General features: G+C 35.7%; 22 protein-coding genes, 7 tRNA genes and 1 riboswitch. Of the genes, 6 read left to right on the top strand and 23 right to left on the bottom strand.

The genetic code is table 11. From position 1 onward, the window contains the following. Positions 1–71: 71 nt before the first annotated feature. Positions 72–215 (bottom strand): helix-turn-helix domain-containing protein, encoded by a 144-nt coding sequence (locus BQ5367_RS13440; RefSeq protein ID WP_328586478.1) that lies wholly within the window; start codon positions 213–215, stop codon positions 72–74. A 1,108-nt stretch (positions 216–1,323) separates the two neighbouring features. Beyond that, positions 1,324–2,781: a hypothetical protein gene (locus BQ5367_RS11575; protein ID WP_071442633.1), complete on the bottom strand. Its 1,458-nt coding sequence runs from the start codon at positions 2,779–2,781 to the stop codon at positions 1,324–1,326. A gap of 139 nt (positions 2,782–2,920) precedes the next feature. Here BQ5367_RS11575 and BQ5367_RS11570 point away from each other — a divergent pair, with 139 nt between their 5' ends. Both BQ5367_RS11570 and BQ5367_RS11565 read left to right on the top strand, forming a co-directional pair. Next, the gene (locus BQ5367_RS11570) at positions 2,921–3,616 is read left to right on the top strand and encodes a PIN domain-containing protein (protein WP_071442632.1); all 696 of its coding nucleotides are present in this window, start codon (positions 2,921–2,923) and stop codon (positions 3,614–3,616) included. Between the two features lie 12 nt (positions 3,617–3,628). Then, positions 3,629–3,826, top strand: coding sequence for a hypothetical protein (locus tag BQ5367_RS11565; protein WP_071442631.1), 198 nt, complete (start codon positions 3,629–3,631; stop codon positions 3,824–3,826). Between the two features lie 386 nt (positions 3,827–4,212). Here BQ5367_RS11565 and guaA read toward each other — a convergent pair whose 3' ends face one another. The 3 genes from guaA to BQ5367_RS11550 form a co-directional block, all read right to left on the bottom strand. Continuing rightward, a complete protein-coding gene (gene guaA, locus BQ5367_RS11560) occupies positions 4,213–5,754 on the bottom strand; it encodes a glutamine-hydrolyzing GMP synthase (RefSeq protein ID WP_071442630.1) in 1,542 nt (513 codons plus the stop codon). A 110-nt stretch (positions 5,755–5,864) separates the two neighbouring features. After that, on the bottom strand, positions 5,865–6,365 hold the full coding sequence (locus BQ5367_RS11555; RefSeq protein WP_071442629.1) for a GNAT family N-acetyltransferase: 501 nt from the start codon (positions 6,363–6,365) through the stop codon (positions 5,865–5,867). Between the two features lie 31 nt (positions 6,366–6,396). After that, on the bottom strand, positions 6,397–6,813 hold the full coding sequence (locus BQ5367_RS11550; RefSeq protein ID WP_083383258.1) for a CBS domain-containing protein: 417 nt from the start codon (positions 6,811–6,813) through the stop codon (positions 6,397–6,399). Positions 6,814–7,056: 243 nt separating this feature from the next. Between BQ5367_RS11550 and BQ5367_RS11545 the strand changes: the two genes are divergently transcribed. After that, the gene (locus BQ5367_RS11545; protein ID WP_071442628.1) at positions 7,057–7,257 is read left to right on the top strand and encodes a cold-shock protein; all 201 of its coding nucleotides are present in this window, start codon (positions 7,057–7,059) and stop codon (positions 7,255–7,257) included. Positions 7,258–7,297: 40 nt separating this feature from the next. Here BQ5367_RS11545 and BQ5367_RS11540 read toward each other — a convergent pair whose 3' ends face one another. Next, a complete protein-coding gene (locus BQ5367_RS11540; protein WP_071442627.1) occupies positions 7,298–8,140 on the bottom strand; it encodes a hypothetical protein in 843 nt (280 codons plus the stop codon). Positions 8,141–8,355: 215 nt separating this feature from the next. On the opposite strand from BQ5367_RS11540, the gene BQ5367_RS11530 reads away from it, so the two are divergent. Next, positions 8,356–9,807 carry a transposase gene (locus BQ5367_RS11530; RefSeq protein ID WP_071441052.1) on the top strand — a complete coding sequence of 484 codons (1,452 nt, stop codon included), beginning with the start codon at positions 8,356–8,358 and terminating at the stop codon, positions 9,805–9,807. 234 nt (positions 9,808–10,041) lie between these two features. Here the strand turns inward: BQ5367_RS11530 and BQ5367_RS11525 are convergent, their stop codons facing one another. From BQ5367_RS11525 to BQ5367_RS11445, 17 genes are all read right to left on the bottom strand, one after another. Further along, the gene (locus BQ5367_RS11525) at positions 10,042–10,686 is read right to left on the bottom strand and encodes a rhodanese-like domain-containing protein (protein ID WP_071442625.1); all 645 of its coding nucleotides are present in this window, start codon (positions 10,684–10,686) and stop codon (positions 10,042–10,044) included. 1 nt (position 10,687) lies between these two features. Further along, entirely contained in the window at positions 10,688–11,428 is a 741-nt protein-coding gene (gene srtB, locus BQ5367_RS11520) for a class B sortase (RefSeq protein ID WP_071442624.1), read from the bottom strand. A gap of 48 nt (positions 11,429–11,476) precedes the next feature. Then, a complete protein-coding gene (gene purD / locus BQ5367_RS11515; RefSeq protein WP_071442623.1) occupies positions 11,477–12,742 on the bottom strand; it encodes a phosphoribosylamine--glycine ligase in 1,266 nt (421 codons plus the stop codon). Next, entirely contained in the window at positions 12,742–14,280 is a 1,539-nt protein-coding gene (gene purH / locus BQ5367_RS11510) for a bifunctional phosphoribosylaminoimidazolecarboxamide formyltransferase/IMP cyclohydrolase (protein ID WP_071442622.1), read from the bottom strand. Before purH ends, purD begins: the two co-directional genes overlap by 1 nt. Further along, positions 14,277–14,849 (bottom strand): phosphoribosylglycinamide formyltransferase, encoded by a 573-nt coding sequence (purN, locus tag BQ5367_RS11505; RefSeq protein WP_071442621.1) that lies wholly within the window; start codon positions 14,847–14,849, stop codon positions 14,277–14,279. Before purN ends, purH begins: the two co-directional genes overlap by 4 nt. Beyond that, entirely contained in the window at positions 14,846–15,871 is a 1,026-nt protein-coding gene (gene purM / locus BQ5367_RS11500) for a phosphoribosylformylglycinamidine cyclo-ligase (protein WP_071442620.1), read from the bottom strand. The genes purN and purM overlap by 4 nt, the downstream gene beginning before the upstream one ends. An 8-nt stretch (positions 15,872–15,879) precedes the next feature. Next, complete coding sequence (purF, locus tag BQ5367_RS11495; RefSeq protein WP_071442619.1) at positions 15,880–17,289, bottom strand: amidophosphoribosyltransferase; 1,410 nt, start codon at positions 17,287–17,289, stop codon at positions 15,880–15,882. A gap of 9 nt (positions 17,290–17,298) precedes the next feature. Next, the gene (gene purC, locus BQ5367_RS11490; protein ID WP_071442618.1) at positions 17,299–18,006 is read right to left on the bottom strand and encodes a phosphoribosylaminoimidazolesuccinocarboxamide synthase; all 708 of its coding nucleotides are present in this window, start codon (positions 18,004–18,006) and stop codon (positions 17,299–17,301) included. Positions 18,007–18,023: 17 nt separating this feature from the next. After that, entirely contained in the window at positions 18,024–21,719 is a 3,696-nt protein-coding gene (locus BQ5367_RS11485; RefSeq protein WP_071442617.1) for a phosphoribosylformylglycinamidine synthase, read from the bottom strand. 8 nt (positions 21,720–21,727) lie between these two features. After that, positions 21,728–22,216 (bottom strand): 5-(carboxyamino)imidazole ribonucleotide mutase, encoded by a 489-nt coding sequence (gene purE, locus BQ5367_RS11480; RefSeq protein ID WP_071442616.1) that lies wholly within the window; start codon positions 22,214–22,216, stop codon positions 21,728–21,730. A gap of 53 nt (positions 22,217–22,269) precedes the next feature. Then, positions 22,270–22,371, bottom strand: a riboswitch (purine riboswitch). A gap of 336 nt (positions 22,372–22,707) precedes the next feature. Beyond that, positions 22,708–22,783 (bottom strand) — tRNA-Phe (locus BQ5367_RS11475). A gap of 3 nt (positions 22,784–22,786) precedes the next feature. After that, positions 22,787–22,863: transfer RNA gene (locus BQ5367_RS11470), tRNA-Met, on the bottom strand. A gap of 24 nt (positions 22,864–22,887) precedes the next feature. Further along, positions 22,888–22,978, bottom strand: a tRNA-Ser gene (locus BQ5367_RS11465). A gap of 15 nt (positions 22,979–22,993) precedes the next feature. Next, positions 22,994–23,070: transfer RNA gene (locus tag BQ5367_RS11460), tRNA-Ile, on the bottom strand. Positions 23,071–23,083: 13 nt separating this feature from the next. Further along, positions 23,084–23,160, bottom strand: a tRNA-Met gene (locus BQ5367_RS11455). A 7-nt stretch (positions 23,161–23,167) separates the two neighbouring features. Further along, positions 23,168–23,244: transfer RNA gene (locus BQ5367_RS11450), tRNA-Pro, on the bottom strand. Positions 23,245–23,249: 5 nt separating this feature from the next. Continuing rightward, a tRNA-Arg gene (locus BQ5367_RS11445) sits at positions 23,250–23,326 on the bottom strand. A 357-nt stretch (positions 23,327–23,683) separates the two neighbouring features. Here BQ5367_RS11445 and BQ5367_RS11440 point away from each other — a divergent pair. Further along, positions 23,684–23,944 carry a co-chaperone GroES gene (locus tag BQ5367_RS11440; RefSeq protein ID WP_071442615.1) on the top strand — a complete coding sequence of 87 codons (261 nt, stop codon included), beginning with the start codon at positions 23,684–23,686 and terminating at the stop codon, positions 23,942–23,944. An 18-nt stretch (positions 23,945–23,962) separates the two neighbouring features. Then, positions 23,963–25,582 carry a chaperonin GroEL gene (gene groL, locus BQ5367_RS11435; RefSeq protein ID WP_071442614.1) on the top strand — a complete coding sequence of 540 codons (1,620 nt, stop codon included), beginning with the start codon at positions 23,963–23,965 and terminating at the stop codon, positions 25,580–25,582. The last annotated feature ends 133 nt before the right edge of the window (positions 25,583–25,715 follow it).

The raw sequence follows: 25,715 nt of genomic DNA, 5'->3' as shown, positions 1-25,715 counted from the left end.
TTTCGTCCTTACTCTCTATATAATCTCCACAATATCATCCAATGTGCAATCAAGTTAATTACATATTTTAACTAACATACCATTGATATGAATTGTCCTTTTCCCATTTTTGCTAAAGTGCTTTGACTAATACCAGCTTTAGCAGCAAATTCAGTTTTCTTTTCATTACGATCAATTAACGGCTTAAATAATTTCTTGTATGATACTTGTTCCATAGAAATCTCTCAACTTTCTTACTTTTTATTATAAATGAAAACCTCCATGTCATAAAGATAAATCTTTCTATTTAACAAGATTTCTTGACGTTTTTGCTGTTTTTGTGCAATAAAAAAGGTCCTCTGTTTCGAAGATTGATGAGCTTCGATTCAAAGGATTTTTAGTACATCTTAGAAAAATTATTGCATTACATTAGTATCAAGTCGACTTAGTTAAAATTACTACTCATTAAATTCCATTAAGAAATCTTCTAATTCAGAGCTTTCTTTTAAGAAAGATATTTCTTCATCTTCTGATATAGACTTTAGAATATTTTTTTGCAGTTTTTTTCAAAATCTTTATCAACTTCTTTTGTTTTTATATGTTTGTAAAGCGATGATTTGTTAACATCCCATTTCTTAGTCAAAGATTTAATCATAGCTACAAATATTTTCAAGAGTTTTACACGATCTTTAAGAGCTGAATATGGCTTAAAATGTGCTAAATTTTTTTTATGTATAAATCTAATGAAAATGGAATAAGAACCTCTGCATACATTACAGAAGCTCAATTTTATAGTTATAAATTGTCTTTAACTTGCAAGCCTACTGGTACAATTGCACTTGTATCAGAAAACCTTTTTTAGTCATCGTGTATCAAAAGTGTATCAAAATCACTTTCCTAAAAAGTCGATGCTTCACAAAACCCTTTAAATAACAATGTCATTTAAAGGCACTTTTCGTTATTGTACACTATTCGAACTCGACTCCTGCATATCATTTTCATCTATATCATAATGTTTTTCATCATTTATTTTATCTAATATTTACAGATTACATTGGTTGTAAATACTTTTAATATTATAATGTACTCAATATGTACTCGAATTGAATCATTTTTAAACTAAAATCAGTTGTGGCAATTTATGCAACAACTGATTAGCTACCATAGCTTATCCTATCTAATTCGAACTCATAGATTTTTATATTCTACACAGAATATCATTAAATTTAAATAATTGAATTTTACCTCGTATACTTATTGTTTCAAATGATTTATACATTATATAAAAATATGGAATTATCGAAAATTCAAATTAACTAAAATTAAAAAAAGTAGCTATATTAACTACATTTCTTCATATAATGCTTCTAAAGAGCCAATTCTTTCTTTAACTGAACATATATCATTTGCGTTTTTCATTCCGAGTTCACATGCAGTTTTAACATCTTCTCTCGTTATTATATAAATTTTATCATTATATCTATAGTTAATTTTATTTCTTGTCGTGTAATAAAACTCACCATCTTTTTTTAATGAAAATTCTTTTACTAATTTTAGCGCTCGACACATTAAATAGAATTCATCAGGTTCTCCATCTATTAAAATACTTGATGAAATAAACTCTTTTTTATACTTAATTTCATTTTTCAATTTTGAGATATTCGAAGTTAAGTCATTGCATATTTTAATTATAGAATTTTGTATTACTTCATGATTTTTATATATAGCATCATCTTTAATATCATCAACACTATTATATTCCCATATAGCCTTAATTTTTTCGCAATGATATTCTTCACGATATCGAATATCGTCATATAATTTTGACATAAACATACTTTTCTTTGAAATTAATATTTTAGTATCTTTGCAATCATCTTCAACGAGTATATAAAGTGGAATCTCTGGAACCTTGTTATTAAAACTCTCTGAAATAAAAACTATTCTACCATTTTCAAATTTTGCTGTTGTACGATTACCGTAATTTTTAGTATCATTTTGTATTATTTGTAGTTTATATATTTCTTTATCAATTTTCATAACGAGAAATGAAAGAACTGTCTTTAGGTTTTTATAGTGTTCAAATTTTTCTATTGGTAAAATTCTAGTCGAACCTGATAAAGAATGTATAAGAAATTTTTTATCTTTAGATCCTGTTATTATATACTTTTCTCCAGTATTTAGGTTTTTTATTAACATTTCTGCACTACAGTCATAATTTTTAATATTAAATTTTTCTGATAAGCAAAAATCATAATCATTTATTAAAGGGAATACTCTAATATTAATCACTTCATATTCATCCTGTTTTCTAAATGTTGATATTTGTTTCTTTATAATAGGTATATGCAAAGGTGAAAATCCCGAGGCGACTAAATAATTATTAACTTCATGTAAAGTCATATCACCATTATATTTATCTAAAATTTCCATCAATAAATAATCTCGTGTCATAGAATCACCGTAGCTTCCGTCATATAATTCTGACATTCCGTATTTGCGTAATGCGAGATTTGTGCTATCCAAGTCTAATTTTATAGCAATACATAAAGAAATAATTAAATCTCGATTTGAAGTAGGTTGTGTCTTGTTTATCAACTTACGAATTGACTCTTCTGGAGCACCAGTTATTTCAGACAGTTCTTTATATGTATATGTATGTCTAATCCTCTTATTTTTTGAAACACCATCTTCACAATCAATCTTCCTCATTGAATCAAAGTATTTTTTAAATTCATATTTATCAGGTATATACGGAACATATTTAATTTCTTCTAGTTTAAAACCATTTTCTTTTCTCATTTAAATCACCTCGCAGTCAGAATATCACATTTAAATAGACTCAAAAATTAAAGTGGGATATTTTCTATCCCACTTTAATTTTATCAAATAAGAATTTGTTATACAATCTAAATGTAAAACAGAAAGGTAGGTAATCAATATGACAACAAACCTAGATTACATTACAAAACAAATCCAAAACAATCAAATAATATGGATTGATACGTGCACGATGATGTATATCCAAAGATTCGAACTTTTCATTAAAAATGTTCGTCCAGTTCTTCTCGAATCTAATAAGAAAATACAAATTCCTGATTGTGTAATGGCTGAACTAGCAAAACATCAATTATCGTCTGATGAGTACAAACAAACTAGTGCAATAGAAGCTTTGAATTTGGTTAAAACAAACAATGATATTTTTAAAGTTGAACGCCTTAATAATGACGCTAGTAATGGAGAGAACTTCGCTGACCCTAAAATCTTAACTGTAATTTTAGAGAAAAGAAGAAACATACCACAACTACTTATATCTAATGATCAAAGACTTACTTCGGATGCATATAAATTTAATGATATAGAATCATTTTACGGAAACAAAGTCAGTGTTTGTTACATTGGAGCAAATGGTGATATGAACATGTGTGATTGTGTTAAATCTAAACCTACCAAAGAACAACCAGAAATCATCTACAAAGATAGAATCATTGAAAAAGAAGCTGTTAAAGAAATACCCCGTGATAAAACATTTATTGAATCCTATGGCTTACCTATTGGCATTACAGTAGGTGGATTAGGAGCTTGTATTTTGTGTAATTGGAAAAAAATCGTAAAATTCGGTAAGAGTTTTGCGTAGAAAGGACTCATTATGAATGATATTATAAAAGATAGAACAAACCGCGTACTTGTTGCATTCGGATTATATTTACTTTATGAATTAGCAAATAAAGTAATTGATAGTAATTATAATTTCAAGGCAACTTACGATGACAAAAGTATTGTATTACAAAAGGAGCCTATTATTTCACCTGAAACAAATGACACCATCATTGAACAAAACACCTAGATTTATGCACTATTCTAAGAATATTTAAAAAACACCCTATTTAAAGGCGTTTCTAACGTTTTTTGATGTTATTTCAAAAATCCCGTTAGCGTCTTTTTTGCAAATCTCATTAACGTCCCCCAACTTTTGTAACGCCTTCTGACACGACTGTCACACCGGGATTTTTTCCTGTATTCCGTAACCAGATTTCGTTACAGGAGTCGTAAAAGTATTGATTTTACAAGGTTTCTGACAGATTTCATATTGTTTTTCGCAAAAAAAGACCTTAAAGGCTTACGCCCCTAAGGTCTAATTTTTTGTGTATTTTTTATTCTCTAGTCATTCTTCCCACGATAACGGAATTTACGAAAAACACGCTATCGATGGTTGCAAAACAACAAAATATACTACTCGAACTCTATCGTTCCAGGAGGCTTCGATGTAATATCTAACATTACTCGATTCACATGAGGAACTTCATTTACGATACGATTTGATACGATCGTTAAGACATCATATGGGATTCTTGCCCAGTCCGCTGTCATACCATCAATCGATGTTACTGCACGAATCGCTACAGCATAAGCATAGGTACGCTGATCTCCCATGACACCTACTGACTTCATATTTGTAAGTGCTGTAAAATACTGCCAGATCTCACGATCTAATCCGGCTTTCTTGATTTCTTCTCTTAGAATAGCATCAGATTCTCTTACCATCATCAGCTTTTCTTCTGTAATCTCTCCAATGATGCGGATACCAAGCCCTGGACCTGGGAAAGGCTGTCTCCATACCATTTCATCTGGAAGCCCTAATTCGCTTCCTAGCGCTCTTACTTCGTCCTTAAATAAAGTATTTAGAGGTTCGATCAACTGAAACTGCATGTCCTTTGGAAGGCCACCAACATTATGATGTGATTTAATGGTCTGAGCTGTTTTTGTCCCTGACTCGATCACATCCGTATATAAAGTACCCTGAGCCAGCCACTTAATATCTTCCCCTTCAACAAGCTTCTTCACTTCTTCATCAAAAGTATACACAAACTCATTTCCAATGATCTTACGCTTTTGTTCAGGATCACTGACACCCTTTAATTTTGATAAGAAACGATCTTTCGCATCAATCTTCACAAGATTCAGGTTCATTTCACGTCCAAATACTTCCATGACGCTATCCGCTTCACCTTTTCTTAAAAGACCATGATCGATAAACATACAATACAGCTGATTACCAATTGCCTTATGTAACAAAGCAGCAACTACTGAAGAATCGACACCACCGGATAATCCTAAAAGCACCTTATCATTGCCTACTTGTTCTCGAATCTTTGCAATCTGCATCTCGATAAATGAACTCATCGACCAATTATTCTTTGCATGGCAGACTTCAAATACGAAATTTCTCAAGATATCATTTCCAAACTCTGAATGACGTACCTCCGGATGAAACTGCAACGTATAGATCTTCTTCTGTTCATTGCTTGTCGCAGCATAATAACAAGTATCACTCGAAGCATCCTTTACAAATCCATCTGCAAGCTTATCTACCTGATCACCATGACTCATCCATACCGTCTGTTTCTTAGGCAAGCCCTTGAAAATCAAAGAATCCGTATCAATCGTAATCTCACATCTTCCATATTCCTTTGCTTCACAAGCCTTTACATGCCCGCCATTCATATAATGCGTCATCTGCATTCCATAACAAATTCCTAAAATAGGAATTCCGCTATCAAAAATAGCTGGATCACACATAAATGCATCCTTCTCATATACACTATTTGGTCCCCCACTAAACACGATACCCTTTACATCTTCGAAACTCTTGATCTGTTCCAAAGTCAACGTATGTGGATGTAATTCACTATAAACCCCAAACTCACGAATACGTCTTGCAATCAGCTGGTTATACTGTGAGCCAAAATCCAAAACAATAATCTTATCTGCCATAATTTCCTCCATCTACCTACAATATTTTACCATATTCTTCTACAAATACCTATACATTGTTCACGATAATTCATGATATTTCACAAAGAAACCACTATAAAAGAGTACCTTTAGTACTCTAAACACCTTTCATAAGCAATCCTTGGTGACACACCACCAATATAAATCGTTCCACATTCAATAAAACCATTTTTCTCAAGAAATCTTCTCATCGAACGATTATCCTGATGCGTATCAATACGAAGACTTATCGCATGACTTTCTCTACAGCCTTTTATCGCATATTCTAAGAGCTCTTTAGCTCTTCCCTCACCTTTATACTTATCATCGATTACAATGCGGTGGATGACTCCATAAGAACCCTCACACAGCCATTTGCCATCAATTCTTGCATAATCAGGATCATCTGCAACCTTAAAGCTCATCGTGCCTATGATATGCCCCTCCTCTAAGACATAGCTATAGCCTTGCTTGATGTCTTCCAAAAGCACTTCTTTATTTGGATAACCATCCTGCCATTGATCGATTCCCTGCTCTTTTAAATAAGCTTTGGCCTGATCAATGATCCTTATTAATTCATCAATATCATTTCTTACAGTTTTACGAATCATGAAACTATTATAATCAAAAAAAAGCTTCTTTTCAATCGTGCTTATTCACTAAATATTCAATGATTGCCTTTCTTGTAACGATTCCAATAAATACATTTGAATCATCCACTACAGGAACAAAATTCTGTCGCATCGCCCGAGTCAAAAGTTCCTCAATACCTACTGTAATACGAATGCTCGGATTCTTATCCGCCCTTAAAATATCCTTGATCTTCGTATCCTCAACACTTTTCATATTTGTCTTATGCAGCTGATCATCATTTTCATCGACCAGATACCATAAAAAATCACCCTCAGATACCGTACCTACATATTCATTTTTTTCATTGATCACCGGAATCGAAGTATAGCCATAATACTTCATCTTTTCAAGTCCTGCCCGGATACTGTCATTTTCATACATATAAACGACCTGGAATTTAGGTCTCAAAAAAAACGCAACGTTCATAAGAACCTCCTTGTTGACAGCTATATTGTATGTTTCTTTCATCATGATTTCAAGTCATCCGAACAAATCACATTTTTTCACAATATAAGAAAACAATTGACAAGTGATTAGACAACTGTCATAATGAAATTGAATAAAAGCAATATTTTTTACGTTATCAAAAAGCTAGCAGTAAAGGTATGAACTCAATAATAACAATTTAATTCTTGAGTGTGCTTCTTGTTCGGATAAGGAGGTACAACTATGAAAACTGGAAAAGTAAAATGGTTCAATGCTGAAAAAGGCTATGGATTTATCACAGACGAAACAGGCAAAGACATTTTTGTTCATTTCTCAGCTATCAATTCTGAAGGTTTCAAGACTTTAGAAGAAGGTCAAACAGTCAGTTATGAAGTTGTTGAAAAAGAACGTGGACCACAGGCTAGTAACGTAACAGTCATCTAGTTTGACAGAAAATTGGACAAATCATAAAGATTTGTCCTTTTTATTTAGAAAGTAATTGTTTCATACAATTTAAAATATCTTCCTGATCTTTTGATGAAATCTGAGGATGAGCACGATCCCCTACAGTAAAATTTTCTGAATCTTTATGAAGATACACTTCATATATCCTTTCCTGATACGAGAAAACGATTCGATAATAAGGAATATATTCATCTTCTAATCCAGTAGGCTCTTCATATTGATAAACTTGAAAAAGGATCTTATCTTGTTCCCATTCATCATAAGTGAGCGGCTTTTCTTCTCTTTTTAAGACCAATAGTTCCCATAATATATTTTCCTTTACAAAATGATCATTTTCAGAAATATAAATATTTATTCCATAAAGATTTTCATTAGAAAGAGCACCCCTACAATAAATAACATCCGGATCAAAATTTGTTAATGAAAAATGATCATCAACAGAACATACTTCAGCATCAAATTGCAAGGCATACTGGTTTTGAACATCTTCTATATCTACATTATAAGTAATGATATTAATATGATCAAAAAATAGCCATATAAACAAACTGAAAGCAACAGCACCCATGATCTTTGTTTTCTTTGAAGGACTTCTCTTTATAAAAGTTGAAACAGCTATTACGATAACAAGCAGCGAACTAGAATAAAAATAAAAAGGATTCAGATACCTATTCACGATTCCATCGTATATGGCATATAGAAAAAGAAATAAACTCAACAAAGGAAAAACGCAACCAAATATCTTATTTTTATTCCATAGTCTTCTTTGAAAGATCGCTAACACCCCATATACCAAAGCTGCTATCCAAGCTGCTGTCAGCAGCAAGAGAAAACGAAACAAATATTTCTCAATGAATGTCATAAGCGATTTCCTCTATTTATTATTCTTTTTTTCATGACAATTCTCCCCTTTCAAAATGAGCGTGGTCGAAAACATTTTAACGGCTTGTTTACGCTCTTTTTTAATTGCCGTTTTTTTGAAATCCCCCCAACTTTTTTCACTTTTTGCTTGACAAATCGCCCTCGTTGCGGGCTCGCTTTGCTCGCCTTTCTGTAGTAAGTAGGTGGTGATCTTCAATGTTAATTTATTTCTCTTCGTCTCAAGATTACAAAGAATTTCTTAAGACAGAAAAGTCTTCTCTTTCAACTTCTGATCTTTTCAGACTTTCTTCTCCTAATTTTAAGTCTGCTATTCATAAGTTGTCTAAACTTGATGTCGACCTTGTCGCCGATATCATCTTTCCTTTATATTCTCCTTTGGGTCGTCCCGCTAACGATCCTGCTATCTATTTGCGTTCTGTCGTTTTGATGCTTCATCTTGGTTTTACTTCTCTTAAAAATTGGTGTTATGAAGTTCATCACGATAGGCTTCTTCAATATCTTATCGGTTCTTGGAATGTTCCTAACCATTCTTCTCATTACGATTTCATTAACCGTATCACTCATTCTTTTTCTCACCATAACGATCTTCTTCCTAAAGGCCTTTTTACGAATAAATCTAATTCTTCTAAACCTAAGAAAGGTGAAAAATTAATGAACTTCTCTAATGATGATACTTATTCTCTTTTCGATAATTACACTCATGATGGTTCTGTTTTTGACCGTGATCGTATGATTTATACTCTTCAATTACTTTTTAACGCTATTGCTGTCATTCCTTCTCATGACATGGGCTTTATTGATTCCTACAATCTTGTCTTTTCTGGTGATGGTTCTGCTTTTCATATTCATGCTTCTCCTTTTGGTCATCAAATCATTAAAGATGACAATATTTTAAACACTCATCGTTATAGCGCTAAAAACGCAGATTTTGGCTGGGACAGTGATCTTGGAATGTATTACTTCGGTTATACTCTCTATAACATTTCTTATCATAACCCTCTAATCCATACTGACCTTCCCGTCTTTATCGATTTAGAGAAAGCTTCTCGTCATGATGCTCTGTCTTCCATTTCCTCTACCGCTCGTTTCCTTGATATTAACCCTGAACTCTCTCCAAAATTCATGTGTTTCGATTCCGCAAGCGATTCTTCTGCCGTTTACCAATTTCTGCGTCACCATAATATTATCCCAATCATTGATTTCAATCAACGTAAATTGGGTAAAAATATTTATAAACACTTTGATTCTATTAGTGAAAACGGCAAACCAATTTGTGATTGTGGTGTTGAAATGTATCACTGTGGCTACGACTATCAAAGGCAAAGAAGAAAATTCCGTTGTCCTCTAAAAATGGGATTGATTGATTCTTGTCCACATGCAGATACATGTTCTCCTTCTCCATATGGTAGAACTGTTTACATTAACGATTCGCTTGATATGCGTCTTTTTGGCCCTGTTCCTTACAAAACAGATAAATGGAAAGAACTATACAAAAATAGAACTTGTACTGAGAGAATCAATAATAGAATTCTCAATGACTATCATCTTCATCAGATGAGAATTCGTGAAGACTCCAAAGCAGCTTTCTTTTCAATCTTTGCCGCCATCAATATTCATCTTGATGCTTGGATTAAAAATGAAACCTGATTTTCGCTAAATTTATTTTATTTCATTTGTTCACTTGTTTTTAGTGCGCTCATTTTTTTTATTTAACTTTTTTATTTAAAATCTCTTCTTTTTCTTTTCGATTAAGTACTACTTTTCGTCCTTACTCAAAATGATTTAAATATAAAACATTCATTTCTATGATATCTACAACTTTATTATAGCTGTCTGTCCAATTAATCGTCAATCAAAAGCAGTAAATAAAAAGACAAATCATCAAAGACTTGTCTCATTTTCTTCCTGTAAAACAACATCAAATGGCCAATCCATAATTGAACCAAATTCATATACATCTTTAAATCCTTTATCCACTAACAGCTGTGCACCCTGCTTACTTTTTTCTTCTGCTCTGCCGTATACAAGAATCGTCTTATTCGGATCTAAGTTCATCTCATCGATCTTTTCTGAAAGAACCTCTAAAGGAATCGATACAGCTCCAACCACATGCATTTCATCATAATATTCCGGAACACTAACTTCAATAATCAGACAATCTTCTTTCATGATCTCATAAGCCGTTGCCGGTTTGATCGTCATAAAGCCATCAACACCGCGCTGAGCATTCGTTAGACGAACTTTTTTGATTTTCCCCTGTACTAACATCTCTCTTCTTTTTTTCGTGTTCAAATAGTAACAGATGATAAACAAAACGATCGTTACTGTAAGAATATAAGGCATATAAGACGTAAAGAAATAATTCAGGATCATTGCTATGAGAAGGAACAGCAGTTGTACATATAAAAACATATTCCATTCATATTTAGCTTTTTTACTTGTATACTGCATCATAAAAACTTCATTAAAAATTTCTTTACCACTCTGATGCTCATCTGTATATTCGATTGGGTCACCTTTTTTCATACTATTCCACCTTCCTTGCTACTACTACTAAGCGTCCATTGTCGTTTGAATATTCACAGGTTGACAATGTCAAAAGCTTATCCCCATACTGAGGCGTAATTCCTGTATCATAATAAGAGGCCTGTTTATATTTTTGAATTTGTTCATTAAAACTTTCTTCATCCTCAGCATTGAAAAAAGTATAATAATCAATATAAAGCTCATGATCAGGATCATCCACTGTTTTAAATACCGCAAAAATCTCATAAGTTGAGTTATGATAAATCGTATCAAATTCAAAAGTTTTATGCGTTTCATAGAAACTATAATCTGTAAATTTTCTAAGATTGCCAAACATCGTTCCATCATCCATGTTATGTGCATAAATGATCATGTTGTCATCTTCATCCTGAAGATTTGCATTCGCATTGACAAAAGGTGTTCCTCTGAATTCATACTCCTTATCAAAGTTTCTTCTTAAATAAAATTCCTCATCATTGGGCGTCTGCATGACCGGATAATTGACTTTAGTATCTTCAATGGTGATCCAGCCAACCATATCCGAATTTTGTTTCAACAGTTCACCGTATTTCTCTACAAAGCTCATCGTCCGTCCTTCATCCTCTTTTACTTGCGAGAGAAGTTCACTAACTCTTTTTTCTGACTGATAGCCTTCATAATAATAGCTTACGATTTTATATAGAGAAAAGCAAAATACACCAATACATAAAACAAGTAATAAATTTCTTAAAAATTTCTTCATGCTACCACCTTCGTCTATTATAAACGATTCATCAAAAAAAAGAAACTGTCAATCAGTTTCTTTTGATAATTCACGATCTCCAATATCACTTCGATAAAATAAACCTTCTCTTTTAATTTCATCTATCAAAGCATAGGTTTTTTGTTTAGCTTCTTTCAAAGTAGGAGCACTTTGAGAAATGAATAGTACTCTTCCCCCACTTGAAACAAGTCCTTTATCTGTTTTCTTAGTTCCCATATGGAAACATGCCGGTGAAGTCAATTTCAAATCACTTAAATCAATATTTTTCTGATAGCTTTGTGGATATCCTTCAGCTGCCAATACAACTCCTAAAAAAGCCTCTTTAGAGAATGTAATGACTGGCTCTTTATGATCCATGACATCCATGATCGTCTGATATAGATCACTTGTCATCGCCTGTAAGACCACTTCACTTTCCGGATCACCAAAACGGCAATTAAATTCAATCGTTTTGACACCCTCATCCGTAAGCATAAAGCCACCATATAAAATACCTTGATAAGGCATTCCTTCTAAAACCATCGCTTCAGCAATAGGCTTCATCACCTTTTCCATCGCTTCATCAACAGCACTTTGAGGAAGATGTGCCACAGGTGTATAAGCACCCATACCACCCGTATTTAATCCTTGATCATGGTCGAAAGCACGTTTGTGATCCTGAGCGATCTGCATTGGATAAACATCTTTACCATTGACAAAAGCAAAAAGAGAAAATTCTTCTCCTTCAAGATATTCTTCAATGACCAAAGAAGTCCCGGCTTCTTTAAATAAATCATTGCACATCATATCTTTTAAGCTTTTCTGAGCTTCTTCCATCGTAGTTGCGATGATAACTCCTTTTCCGGCTGCTAACCCATCAGCTTTTAAAACGATCGGACATTTTTGATTGGATAAATAAACACTTGCTTTTTCATAGTCATCAAAGCTGGCATATTTGGCTGTTGGAATATTGTATTTATGCATCATATCCTTGGCAAAACACTTACTTCCTTCCAGCTGGCTTGCAGCCTGAGTGGGTCCAAAAATACTCAACCCTGCTTTTTGAAAAGCATCACTGATTCCTGCACATAAAGGAATCTCTGGACCTACGAAAGTCAGATCGATCTTATTTTCTTTCGCAAAAGCAATGAGCCCTTCAAAATCAAGAATATCAATATCTACAAGCGTTGCGACATCGTCCATGCCCCCGTTGCCATTAGCAACATATACCTGCTCAACATACGGGCTTTGAGCAAATTTATAACAAAGGGCATGTTCACGTCCGCCACTGCCAATGACTAAGACCTTAGCCATTAGTGTTTAAAGTGGCGTTTGCCCGTAAACACCATGGATACCTGATTTTCGTTACATGCTTTGATTGAATCTTCATCTTTGATCGAACCACCTGGCTGAATGATAGCACTAATGCCATATTCACTGGCTAGCTTGACCGTATCATCCATTGGGAAGAAAGCATCACTGGCCAATACAGCACCACGTGCTTTTTCACCTGCCTGTTCCAAAGCAATTTTAGCCGCACCGACACGATTCATCTGTCCGGCACCAACACCTAATGTCTGACCATCCTTGACGATCACGATCGCATTTGATTTCACATGTTTTACGACCTTAAAGCCAAACAACAAGTCTTCCATTTCTTTTTCGGTCGGCTGTTTTTCAGTGACACATTTGCAGTCTTCTGCTCTCGTTACTGCACGATCTGTATCCTGTACTAAGATACCACCGCTCACTGAAACAAATTTACGTACATACTCTTTCTGAGCTTCTTTAGTGAAGGTCATCAAACGAATATTTTTCTTACGGCTTAAAATTTCAAAAGCTTCCTCTTCAAAAGCCGGTGCTAATATAATTTCTAAGAACATCTTGCTTAATTCTTCCGCAATCTGTACCGTAACAGTTTCATTAAAAGCAACGATACCTCCAAAAATGCTTGTTGTATCTGCTTCATAAGCTTTTCTCCAAGCCGTATAAAGATCAGATGCAACACCAATACCGCATGGATTCATATGCTTGACCGCAACAACAGCACTGCTTCCCTCAAAATCACGCAAAATTTCTAAAGTTGCATTTGCATCCTGAATATTATTATATGAGAGTTCTTTACCATGAAGCTGCTTTGCAGAACAAAGTGAATAAGGTGTCGTAAACATCTCACTGTAGAAGCTTGCCTTTTGATGTGGATTCTCACCATAACGTAATGTCTGTTTCAAATCAAAGGTCATCGTTAATGACTCTGGATTTTCTTCCTGTACATAATCACTCATATACTGGGCGATCATCGCATCATAGCTTGCCGTCGTACGATACACCTTGGCTGCCAGACGTTGACGAGTTGCTAGGCTCGTATCACCATTTTCTTTGATTTCATTTAGAACCTGTTCATAATCCTTGACATCACAAACCACTGTGACATAAGCATGATTCTTTGCCGCACTTCTTAACATGCTAGGACCGCCAATATCGATATTTTCAATGGCTTCGGCATGTGTAAAACCTTCTTTTGAAATCGTCTGTTTGAATGGATAAAGATTAACACAAACCAGATCGATCGTTTCAATGTGATTTTCTTTTAGCTGTTTTTGATGACTTTCTAAATCACGAACTGCCAAAAGTCCTCCATGAACCATCGGATGCAATGTTTTAACACGTCCATCCAGAATTTCCGGAAAATGGGTGACCTCTTCAATTCCCAAACAGTCGATACCTGCTTCCTTTAACGCTTTGTAGGTTCCTCCTGTAGAAATGATCTCATAGCCGCATTCAACCAATCCCTTCACAAAAGGAATCAAGTCTGTCTTGTCACTTACACTTACTAAAGCACGCTTTTTCATTTCATTTCCTCCAATAATTTTTGAATCACAGATGGATAAAGCACATGTTCGATCGCATGAATCGATGCTTCAATTTCCTCTCTGCTCAACCCTTCTTCAACATCAAAACTTCTCTGTGCGATGATCTTGCCACTGTCCATGCCACTATCCACATAATGAATCGTAACTCCCATGACCTTGACACCATAATCAATCGCCTGTCCGATCGCATCTTTTCCCTTAAATGCCGGTAAAAGCGATGGATGAATATTTATGATTTTACCCTCATAGGCATTTAAAAGCACTTCACCACATAAGCGCATATACCCTGCCAGTACGACTAAGTCCACTTTTTTACTGTCTAACAGTGTAACAATTTCTTTTTCATAATCTTTTTTTGAAGGATAGCTTTTTGGATCAAAAGCAAACACTTCAATATTTTTTTGTTGTGCCTTTTCAACGACTTTCGCATCTCTATGATCCGATACGACACATTCAATCGAAGCCTCTAATTGATGATCTTCGATCGCTTTTTGAATCGCTTCAAAATTCGTTCCTGTACCACTTGCGAAAACGGCTATGCTTTTCATTTGAATGAAATTCCTTCCTGACTTGTTACCTCACCAATCACAAAAGCCTTTTCCCCCATATCCTTCAAGATTGACAAAGCAGCATCAACATCATTTTCATCCACAACAAGAATCATACCAATTCCCATATTGAATACATGATACATTTCATCTTCTTCAATATTACCAAGCTTCTGTAAGAAGTGGAAAATTTCTAACACTTCCCATGTACCCTTTTCAATTTCAATTCCTAATCCCTTATTTAAACAACGTGGCATATTCTCATGGAAACCACCACCTGTAATATGTGCAACCCCATGTACATCTATTTTCTTCATTACTTCACTGACTGCTTTTACATAAATGCGTGTCGGTGTTAACAACGTTTCCCCCAGCGGTTTAGAAAGTCCTTCATATGTTTTCGATAAATCCAGATCATGATCCTTAAAAATAAGCTTACGTACCAATGAAAAACCATTGGAATGAACACCTGAGCTTGCTAAACCGATAACAACATCGCCAGCTTTTGTTTTTGAACCATCAATGATCTGATCCTTCTCGACAACACCCACCGTAAAACCAGCCACATCATATTCATCTTCTTCATACATATCCGGCATTTCGGCAGTTTCACCGCCAACCAAAGCGCAATTTGCCAAAACACAGCCATCACTGACCCCTTTAACGATCGCTTCAATTTTTTCCGGATGATTCTTGCCGACAGCAATATAATCTAAGAAAAGTAAAGGCTGAGCTCCCTGCGCTAAGACATCATTGACACACATCGCCACGACATCCTGACCGATCGTATCATGCTTATCCATCATAAACGCAAGTTTCAGCTTTGTTCCTACACCATCTGTCCCGCTGACAAGCACAGGATTTTTATAATTTAAAGCACTTAAATCAAATAATCCTCCAAAAGAACCGATGTTTCCCATCACACCTAAGCGATGAGTCGCAGAAATATGTTTTTTAATTCGCTCGACAGATTCATAACCTGCTTCCAGATCTACTCCGGCATTTTTATATTGTTCGCTCATATATCCTCCTAGAATTTTGTTTCCTTATTGGCATCCTTGATCGAATCAAACAATTCTGTCGGATAATTTCCGCTGAAGCATGCCATACACATATCATTCAAACCAATCGCCCGTTTCAATCCTTCCATCGAAATAAACGCTAAAGAGTCACAACCCGTGATCTTTCTTACTTCTTCAACATTGTGGAAGGCACTGATGAGTTCATCATAAGTACTCGTATCTACACCATAGAAGCAAGGAGAGATCATCGGCGGTGAAGCAATTCTCATATGAACTTCACTGGCTCCCATATCACGAAGCATCTTCACGATTTTTGTAGAAGTTGTGCCACGAACGATCGAATCATCAATCAAAATGATTCGTTTGCCCTTAACGATACTTCTTACCGGTGAGAGCTTCATACGAACTCCTTTATCACGCAATTCCTGACTTGGTTCAATAAAAGTTCTTCCCATATATTTATTTTTGATCAAACCTACTTCATAAGGAATGCCACTTTCTTCTGCATAACCAACAGCTGCACTCAGACTGGAATCGGGTACTCCGATCACGATATCGGCATCCACTGGTGCTTCCTGTGCCAATACCTTTCCTGCCATTTTTCTTGAGGCATGAACATTGATTCCGCAAATATCACTGTCAGGTCTTGAAAAATAAATATATTCCATAGCACATATTTTATGACAGGTATCTTCTGTATAAAAACAAGAAGTCACTTTATTTTTAGAAAAAGTAACAATTTCTCCCGGCAATACATCTCTGATAAACTCTGCACCAATAACATCAAAAGCACATGTTTCACTGCTGATCACATAGCCATCCTGCAGCTTACCGATCGATAGCGGACGAAGACCATTTTTATCACGCATCGCATATAATTTATCTTTAGTAATGATCAAAAATGCAAAACCGCCAATAAGAATATTCAATGCTTCCTTGATTGATTCAAGTCTTGAGCGAGTTGCATTTTTCTTTACGAGATGAGCAAGGATCTCTGTATCGCTCGTCGACTGAAAAATGGAACCATTTCTTTCCAATTTTTCACGAATCTGCTTAGAATTTACGATATTTCCATTATGACACAATCCAAAATCACCCGTTGAGTGATTGAACATGAATGGCTGAACGTTATTAGGTCCACTGCCTCCAGCTGTAGAATAGCGAACATGTCCGATCGCAAAGTTACCCTTGCAGGCTCTTAACTCCTGTTCATGAAAAGTTTCTTTAACTAATCCCATGCCACGATGTCCATACAGCTTTTCCCCATCTGTAGAAACGATGCCACAGCCTTCCTGACCGCGATGCTGCATGGCATGAAGAGCATAGTAAGTAAGTTCACTTGCCTTATCTACATTAAAGACACCAAAGACCCCACATTCTTCATGAATTTGTTGATCCTGATAGATTGACTGATTCATAATTTCTCCTTATTTTGATAATCTCTTTAAGATTTCCTGATAAGCATCTTCGACATTTCCAAGATTTCTGCGGAAACGGTCTTTGTCAAGCTTTTCTTTTGTTTCTTTGTCCCATAGACGACAAGTATCCGGTGAAATTTCATCAGCAAGAACGATTTCACCATCCGTTGTACGTCCAAACTCAATTTTAAAATCTACAAGAATGATTCCTAATCGATCCCACATATCGATCATCACTTCATTGATCGTTTTCGTCATTTCATAGATCTTATTTAATTCATCATAAGTTGCCACCTTCAATGCAACAGCATGATGATCGTTGATCAGCGGATCACCCAGACTATCATCTTTATAACAGATTTCATAGATTACATTTTCAGGCTTTGTTCCTTCTTCAATACCTAAACGCTTTGACATGCTGCCAGCAATATAATTACGAACGATCACTTCCAAAGGAATGATAGAAACTTTACGACAAAGCTGTTCACGCTCATTTAACTTTTCGATCAGATGTGTCTTGATTCCCTTTTCTTCCAGCTTTTTGAAGATGATGTAGCTGATCTGATTATTTAAATACCCCTTATTATCAATCTGTGCTTTCTTTTCCCCATTAAAAGCTGTCGCATCATCTTTATAATAAATAATAATCTTATCTGGATCATCTGTCGCATAAATCTGTTTTGCCTTACCTTCATAAAGAAATTCTCTTTTTTCCATTTTTTTCTCTCCTCACTCTACTTTTTAAAATATTGAACACCATTAGCAAAAATACTTTGTTTCTTTTTACCCGAAATATTTTTAAATACGTCATCAAAATATCTTTCAGAATGACCCATTTTTCCTAAGATATGACCATCAAAAGACGTAATGCCTTCAATCGCATAACAAGAGCCATTGACATTGCTGTGTGAATCATAGCTCAGTCTTCCCTCAGCATCACAATACTGGAAGGCAACACAGCCCTTTTCAAAAAGTTCTTCAGCCATTTCTTCACTCACAACAAACTTGCCTTCTCCATGACTCACAGCAATCGAATAAACATCGCCTACGTTTTCATGCGCTAGCCATGGTGAATGATTGCTGGCCACTCGTGTATGAACGATCGTTGAAATATGACGATTAATATCATTTCTAAACAGCGTCGGTGCACTCTCATCTAACGTTTTGATTCTTCCATAAGGCAGCAGTCCTGACTTCACTAAGGCCTGGAAACCGTTGCAGATACCTAAGATCAAACCATCACGATCTAAAAGATCATGAACTGCCTTCTTGACCTTCTCATTCTGCAGGACATTCACAATAAACTTGGCACTGCCATCCGGCTCATCGCCACTTGAGAAACCTCCTGGGAATGCCAGGATCTGACATTGACCTAAAAGTTTTACTAATTCATCAATGCTATCAAATATCATCTGCTCTGTTTCATTTCTGAATACAAAGATATGAGCAATCGCTCCCTCTTCTTCAAAAGCACGAGCGGTATCATATTCACAGTTGCTTCCAGGGAAAACCGGAATACAAACATGTACCTCATCTACCGGATACTTTGATTTGAACTCTTGAACGGATCGTGTATCACGATATGGAATTAAATCTTTGCTGCTTTTTGAAGATGTTGGATACAATTTTTCAAAAGTGGATGTATAAGCATTTACAGCCTTATTAATATCAAGTTCAATATCATTGATACGTACCTGATCAGAAGTATGACCAATGATCGTTGCATATTCGCTATCCAACGCCTCTTCACTTTCAACAATAAAGCAGGCTGGCATGAAATCAAAGACATGGTCAAGTTTGACATCAAAGCCGATCATATTGCCGAAAGCCATCTTAAATAAGGTTGCGGCTGCACCACCTTTTTCAATGACACTGCAGGACAGTACCTTTTTAGACTGTATGATACGTTCCATATCTTCAAATACTTTTTGAACGCTATCTAAATCAAATTTTTCAAAATCAAATGCATAAGCAACAAGGCTTAGTACATGACCCTTTCCTTTTAGTTCATTGGAAATAATGCCATCCACATGACCATGAGCACAAGCAAAGGAAATTAATGTAGGTACAACAGAAATGTCCTGGAAAGTTCCTGACATTGAATCTTTACCGCCAATCGCTGCAATTTTAAATTTATCTTGAACAGTAATCGCTCCTAATAAAGCCTCTGTTACTTTTCCCCATGAACGTTCATTCTTTCCTAAGCGTTCAAAATATTCCTGGAATGAGAAATGGATATTTTCCATTTTACCACCAACAGCAATGATCTTAGCCATTGACTGCAGTACACTGTTTTGAGCCCCTACAAAACAGGAATACTCCATGACTTCCGGATCAAATCCATATGTAAGGATGGAACATGTTTTTGTTTTGCCATCACGCACCGGAAGCTTTTGAACACTTGCCTGAGCAGGTGTCAGCTGCGTCTTTCCTCCAAAAGGCATTAAAACGGTCGTACTTCCAATGGAAGCATCAAACATTTCTACCAATCCTTTTTGTGAAGCAACATTCATATCTGAAAGAATCTGATAGATATTTTCTTCATTGCATTCAAGATCGCTTCTAAATGGATTTTTACCTGATAACGTGCTAATATCTACATCCGCATTTTGGCGAGCTCCACTCGTATCAATAAAATCACGTGCCAGATCAACGACCACTTCACCATGATATTCCATGACCAGACGATTGGAATCATTGACAGTGGCCACTACATAAGCTTCTAGATTTTCAGCTTCAGCCAAAGAAATAAACGTATCTGCATCTTCACTAGCTACCACAACAGCCATTCTTTCCTGACTTTCACTAATCGCAATTTCTGTCGCATTCAAACCAGCATATTTTGTACGTACCAAATCAAGATTGATCTTTAAACCACTTGCCAATTCACCAATAGCTACACAAACACCACCAGCACCAAAATCATTACATTTTTTAATTAATTTCGTACAAGCTTCATTTCTGAAAAGACGTTGAATCTTTCTTTCTTCAGGAGCATTTCCCTTCTGTACTTCACTTGCACAGACTTCCAGTGATTTTACATTATGCTCTTTACTAGAACCAGTCGCACCACCGATACCATCACGTCCGGTACGTCCACCTAATAAAATCACAACATCTTTATCTGCAGGAGTTTCCCTTCTTACATTTTCAGCCTTGCTGGCACCAACAACAGCTCCTACTTCCATATGTTTTGCGACATAAGAGTCATGATAGATCTCACGCACAAAAGTTGTCGGCAGACCAATCTGATTACCATAAGAAGAATTTCCCTGAGCTGCTTTTTTAGAAATCACTTTCTGTGGAAGCTTGCCTTCCATCGTATTTTCAATGCTTTCTAAGACATTGCCGCTGCCACTGATACGCATTGCCTGATAAACATAACTTCTGCCACTCAACGGATCACGAATGGCTCCTCCAATACAAGTACTTGCACCACCAAATGGCTCAATTTCTGTTGGATGATTATGGGTTTCATTTTTAAACTGAAGCAGCCACTTTTCCATGACTCCATCATGATCAACATCAATGAAAACACTGCAAGCATTAATTTCTTCACTGACTTCAACCTCATCCGCCATTTTCTTATTTCTTAGATCTCTTGCATTGATCGTTGCCATATCCATCAAAGTAACTGGCTTTTCACAACGTCCGTTTTCTTTTCTTAATTCCATATAACGGTCTAATGCCGCCTGGATATCTTCTTTAAAACGTGAAGTCGTGATCTTGATATTTTTCAGGCAAGTTTCAAAAGTCGTATGACGACAATGATCCGACCAGTAAGTATCTAATACACGAATTTCGGTTTCACTTGGATCTCTTTTTTCAGTATTCTTAAAATAATCCTGAACCATCAAAAGATCTTCTTTGGACATAGCAAGTCCTTCTTCTTTTAGAAAGCCTTCTATCTGTTCTTCATTTAATTCAATAAATCCACTATAATCCTTTAACGGCTTCACATCAACATTTGAGTCAATGCTTAACACATCCATATTTTTCTTTCTTGTTTCAATAGGATTGATCACATAATGAGAAACTTTCTCATATTCTTCTTCACTCAAATCACGATCAAAGATCAAAAGCTTTCCGCTAGTGATCACACAGCTATCTGTTGAATCTAACAATCTTACACACTGCATCGCACTATCCGCTCTTTGATCATACTGTCCTGGAAGCGTTTCGATCGCAATCACATTCATTCCTGAAACTTCTACATCATCTAAAACAACATCAACAACCGGTTCACTAAAAACTGTTGCCTTCGCTTTTTCAAGAATGTCCTGTTCAATATCAAAAACATCATAGACATTTACTAGACGCATTGAAGAAGCCTGAATATGAAAATTCTCTTTTAACTGTGCAAAAAGATCATTAGCCTCAACTTGAAATCCTTCTTTTTTCTCAACGAATATTCTCTCGCTAACCTTCATGTTTCCTCCTAGAATTTCATATTTTCAAGCACATTGCGTTTCATGCTTTCTTTATGATCAAGCATCTTCTGATGATATTTCTCATCAAAAGCCCCTAATATCGTTGCGCAAAGCACGGCCGCATTTTTAGCTCCTGCTTTACCAATAGCAACTGTCGCAACCGGAACTCCAGCTGGCATCTGAACGATACTTAAAAGTGAATCAAGGCCATCCAGCGTACTTGTCTTAATAGGAATACCGATGACCGGAAGCGTAGTACATCCCGCAATCACACCTGCCAGATGTGCAGCTCCGCCTGCAGCAGCAATAATGATCTTTAGTCCTCTTTCATAAGCACTTTTCGCATAAGCAATCGTTTCATCGGGTGTGCGATGCGCACTTAATACGATCTTTTCATAAGGAATATCAAATTCCTCCAAAAGCTTTGTTGTTTCCACAACACAGTCAAAATCACTCATGGAACCCATCACGATTCCAACCAACGGTTTTCTTTCCATCTTTCTCTCCTTTTTAAATATAAAAAGACATTAGAAATCTAATGTCCACAAAACAAAAAAGACTTTTGCTTTGTAGTCGCTTTTTTTACGGAAAAGCGGTAGAAACTTGCGAGCCATATCCTCACGATTATACAATTCAAAACCAATAAAAGAAAAAATAGATGCGTCAAAAACATCTATGATTTCAATATATAATTTTCTGAAAATGACTGAGATACGTTTATATTTAAAAACATGCTATCACCCTCACTTTCAACATTATTCTAACACATTTTACAAATGAATAAAATACATATTTAGAATTTATCGCAAGTTTATATAGGTTTATTTAACCCAAACATCCTTATTCATTGAAAAAAAGGATAAAACCATGAACCTATTATTCATTTTTTTGGTTTCTCCTGAACTATTGTTTATAAAGATATGAAAATCATCATTTTAAAACAAAAAAAAGCGAAAGCTTTCATACAAGGCTTTCGCTCATTTTCCAATGGTGGTTTCGGGCAGAATCGAACTGCCGACACACGGATTTTCAGTCCGTTGCTCTACCGACTGAGCTACGAAACCATTTGGTTGCGGGAGAAGGATTTGAACCAACGACCTTCGGGTTATGAGCCCGACGAGCTACCAGACTGCTCCATCCCGCGATGTGTAAACAAATTTTTAAATAATGGCGGAGGAACTGGGATTCGAACCCAGGCGCCGGTTTCCCGACCTACCGGTTTTCAAGACCGGACCCTTCAGCCACTTGGGTATTCCTCCACTACTTAATTAAAATGGTGGACCATGTAGGACTTGAACCCACGACCCACCGGTTATGAGCCGGATGCTCTAACCAACTGAGCTAATGGTCCAGGATTAAATATATGGTGGCGGGGATGGGACTCGAACCCATGACCTTCCGGGTATGAACCGGATGCTCTAGCCAACTAAGCTACCCAGCCAAATTAATGGTCGGGATGACAGGATTCGAACCTGCGACCCCTTGATCCCAAATCAAGTGCACTACCAAGCTGTGCTACATCCCGTTAAATGGCGCGCCGTACAGGAATCGAACCCACAACCTTTTGATCCGTAGTCAAACGCTCTATCCAGTTGAGCTAACGGCGCATATCAGCACTAATCAGTGCCTATATATAATAACCTAGCTTTTCTTAAAATGCAAGAACTTTTTTAAATTTTTTTTATTAAATGTGAAAAATTGGTAAAGTTATTGTCTGAAATACGATAATTAAATAAATAAGGTATATTTTTTATTCTGTTCTTATCTTCCCTGTCATTGATCAAAAGGTTCTTTATATAAATTTTATTCATATAATATATAATACGATATAAATAAAAATTGTAATGAAATGACAAAAAAGTTAGCAGTCGTATTGACAGTTTGCTAACAACGTGGTATAAATATATTAGCACTTAGTTTTGGCAAGTGCTAAAACAACAAACAATAAGGAGTGATATAAAATTATGTTAAAGCCATTACACAATCAGGTAGTATTAAAAAAAGAAGAAATTGAAAACAAAACTTCAAGTGGTATCATTTTAACAACAGAAAACAAGAAAATGCCTAGCGTTGGAAAGGTATTAGCAAAAGGTCCAAAATGCGAATCAGAAATCAAAGAAAATGATCGTGTTGTTTACAAGGAATACTCCGGAACAAGCATTACTTTAGATCATGAAGATTATGTAGTTATTGAAGAAAAAGACATATTGGCTATTGTAGAGTAATTAAGGGAGGAATAAAAAATGAGCAAAGAAGTAAGATATTCAAACGATGCACGTAAAAGCATGTTAAAGGGTGTTAACACACTGGCTGATGCAGTATGTGTTACTTTAGGCCCTAAAGGAAGAAATGTCGTATTAGAAAGAAGCTATGGTTCCCCACTGATCACAAATGATGGTGTAACGATCGCAAAAGAAATCGAACTCGAAGATAAATTTGAAAACATGGGTGCTAAGCTCGTTTATGAAGTAGCTAACAACACAAATGATGTTGCAGGTGATGGAACAACTACAGCAACGATTCTTGCAAGAAGCATGATCAATCAGGGTATCAAAGCTGTTGACAATGGTTATAATCCAGTATTGATGCGTGAAGGTATTGAATATGCCAGCAAAGAAGTTGCAAAGACTATTTTGAAAAATTCTCACACAGTTGAAACAAACAGTGATATTGCTTCTGTCGCATCCATTTCATCCGGTAGCAAAGAAATCGGTGATTTGATTGCGAAAGCTATGGATAAAGTTGGTAAAGACGGTATCATCAATGTAGATGAATCAAATGGTTTTGATGATGAACTTGAAATTAGCGAAGGTATGCAGTATGACAAAGGATATGTTTCTCCATACATGGTTAGCGACCGTGATAAGATGCAGGTAGAAATGGAAAATCCTTATGTACTTGTTACAAACCAGAAAATCAGCAACATTCAAGAAATCCTTCCTCTTTTGGAACAGATCATTAAGACAAATCGTCCATTATTGATGATTGCAGAAGATTATGAAAATGAAGTTATTTCTACATTAGTTTTGAATAAATTGAGAGGTACATTCAATATCGTTGCGACAAAGGCTCCTGGCTTTGGTGATAACCAGAAAGAAATGCTGATGGATATTGCTGCCTTGACAAATGCTACTTATTTCAACACTGACTTAAATATGAAGCTGGAAGATGCTACTTTAGATCAGTTAGGAACGATCAAGAAAGTTATCGTTACGAAAGATACAACAACTCTTGTTAGCGGTAATGAAAAGAATGAAGCTGTCATGGAACGTGTTGCTGAAATTCAAAAACGTATTGAAACTTCTACGAGTGACTATGATAAGAAGCAGTTCAAGGAACGTCTTGGTAAGCTAACAAACGGTGTTGCTACGATCAAAGTTGGCGCAACTACTGAAAGTGAACTTAAAGAAAAGAAATTGCGTATTGAAGATGCATTAAATGCTACCAAAGCTGCTGTCAGCGAAGGTATCGTTATTGGTGGCGGAGCTGCTTTAGTAGAAGCTTATAAAGAATTAAAACCAGTATTGAAGAGCGATATCAGAGATGTTCAAAAAGGTATCAGCATCGTAATGGAATCACTGTTTACACCTATTTCTCAGATTGCTGAAAACTCTGGATATAATTCTGAAGATATTATCGATGCTCAGAAGAAAGCTGATAAGAACGTTGGATTTGACGCTAAAACAGGTGAATGGGTAGATATGTTTGAAAAAGGCATCATCGATCCTACTAAAGTTACACGAAGCGCTTTATTGAATGCAGCTAGTATCTCTGCCCTGTTCATTACAACAGAAGCAGGAATTGCTGAGATCAAGTCTGACAACGACAATGCAGTTGCAGCTATGCCAAATCAGATGTATTAATTAAATAAGTGATGATAGAATTTAATTTCTATCATCTTTTTTTTATATATTAGGAAATTTCATTTTTTGATTGATAGAAAGATGATGAAAGAAAATAAAAAAAAGTTAAGTGTGATTTATGTTATGATAATAT

It is taken from the genome of Traorella massiliensis, assembly GCF_900104665.1.
GTDB lineage: Bacteria > Bacillota_I > Bacilli_A > Erysipelotrichales > Erysipelotrichaceae > Traorella > Traorella massiliensis.
This window is presented reverse-complemented; position numbering and strand designations above follow the sequence as displayed.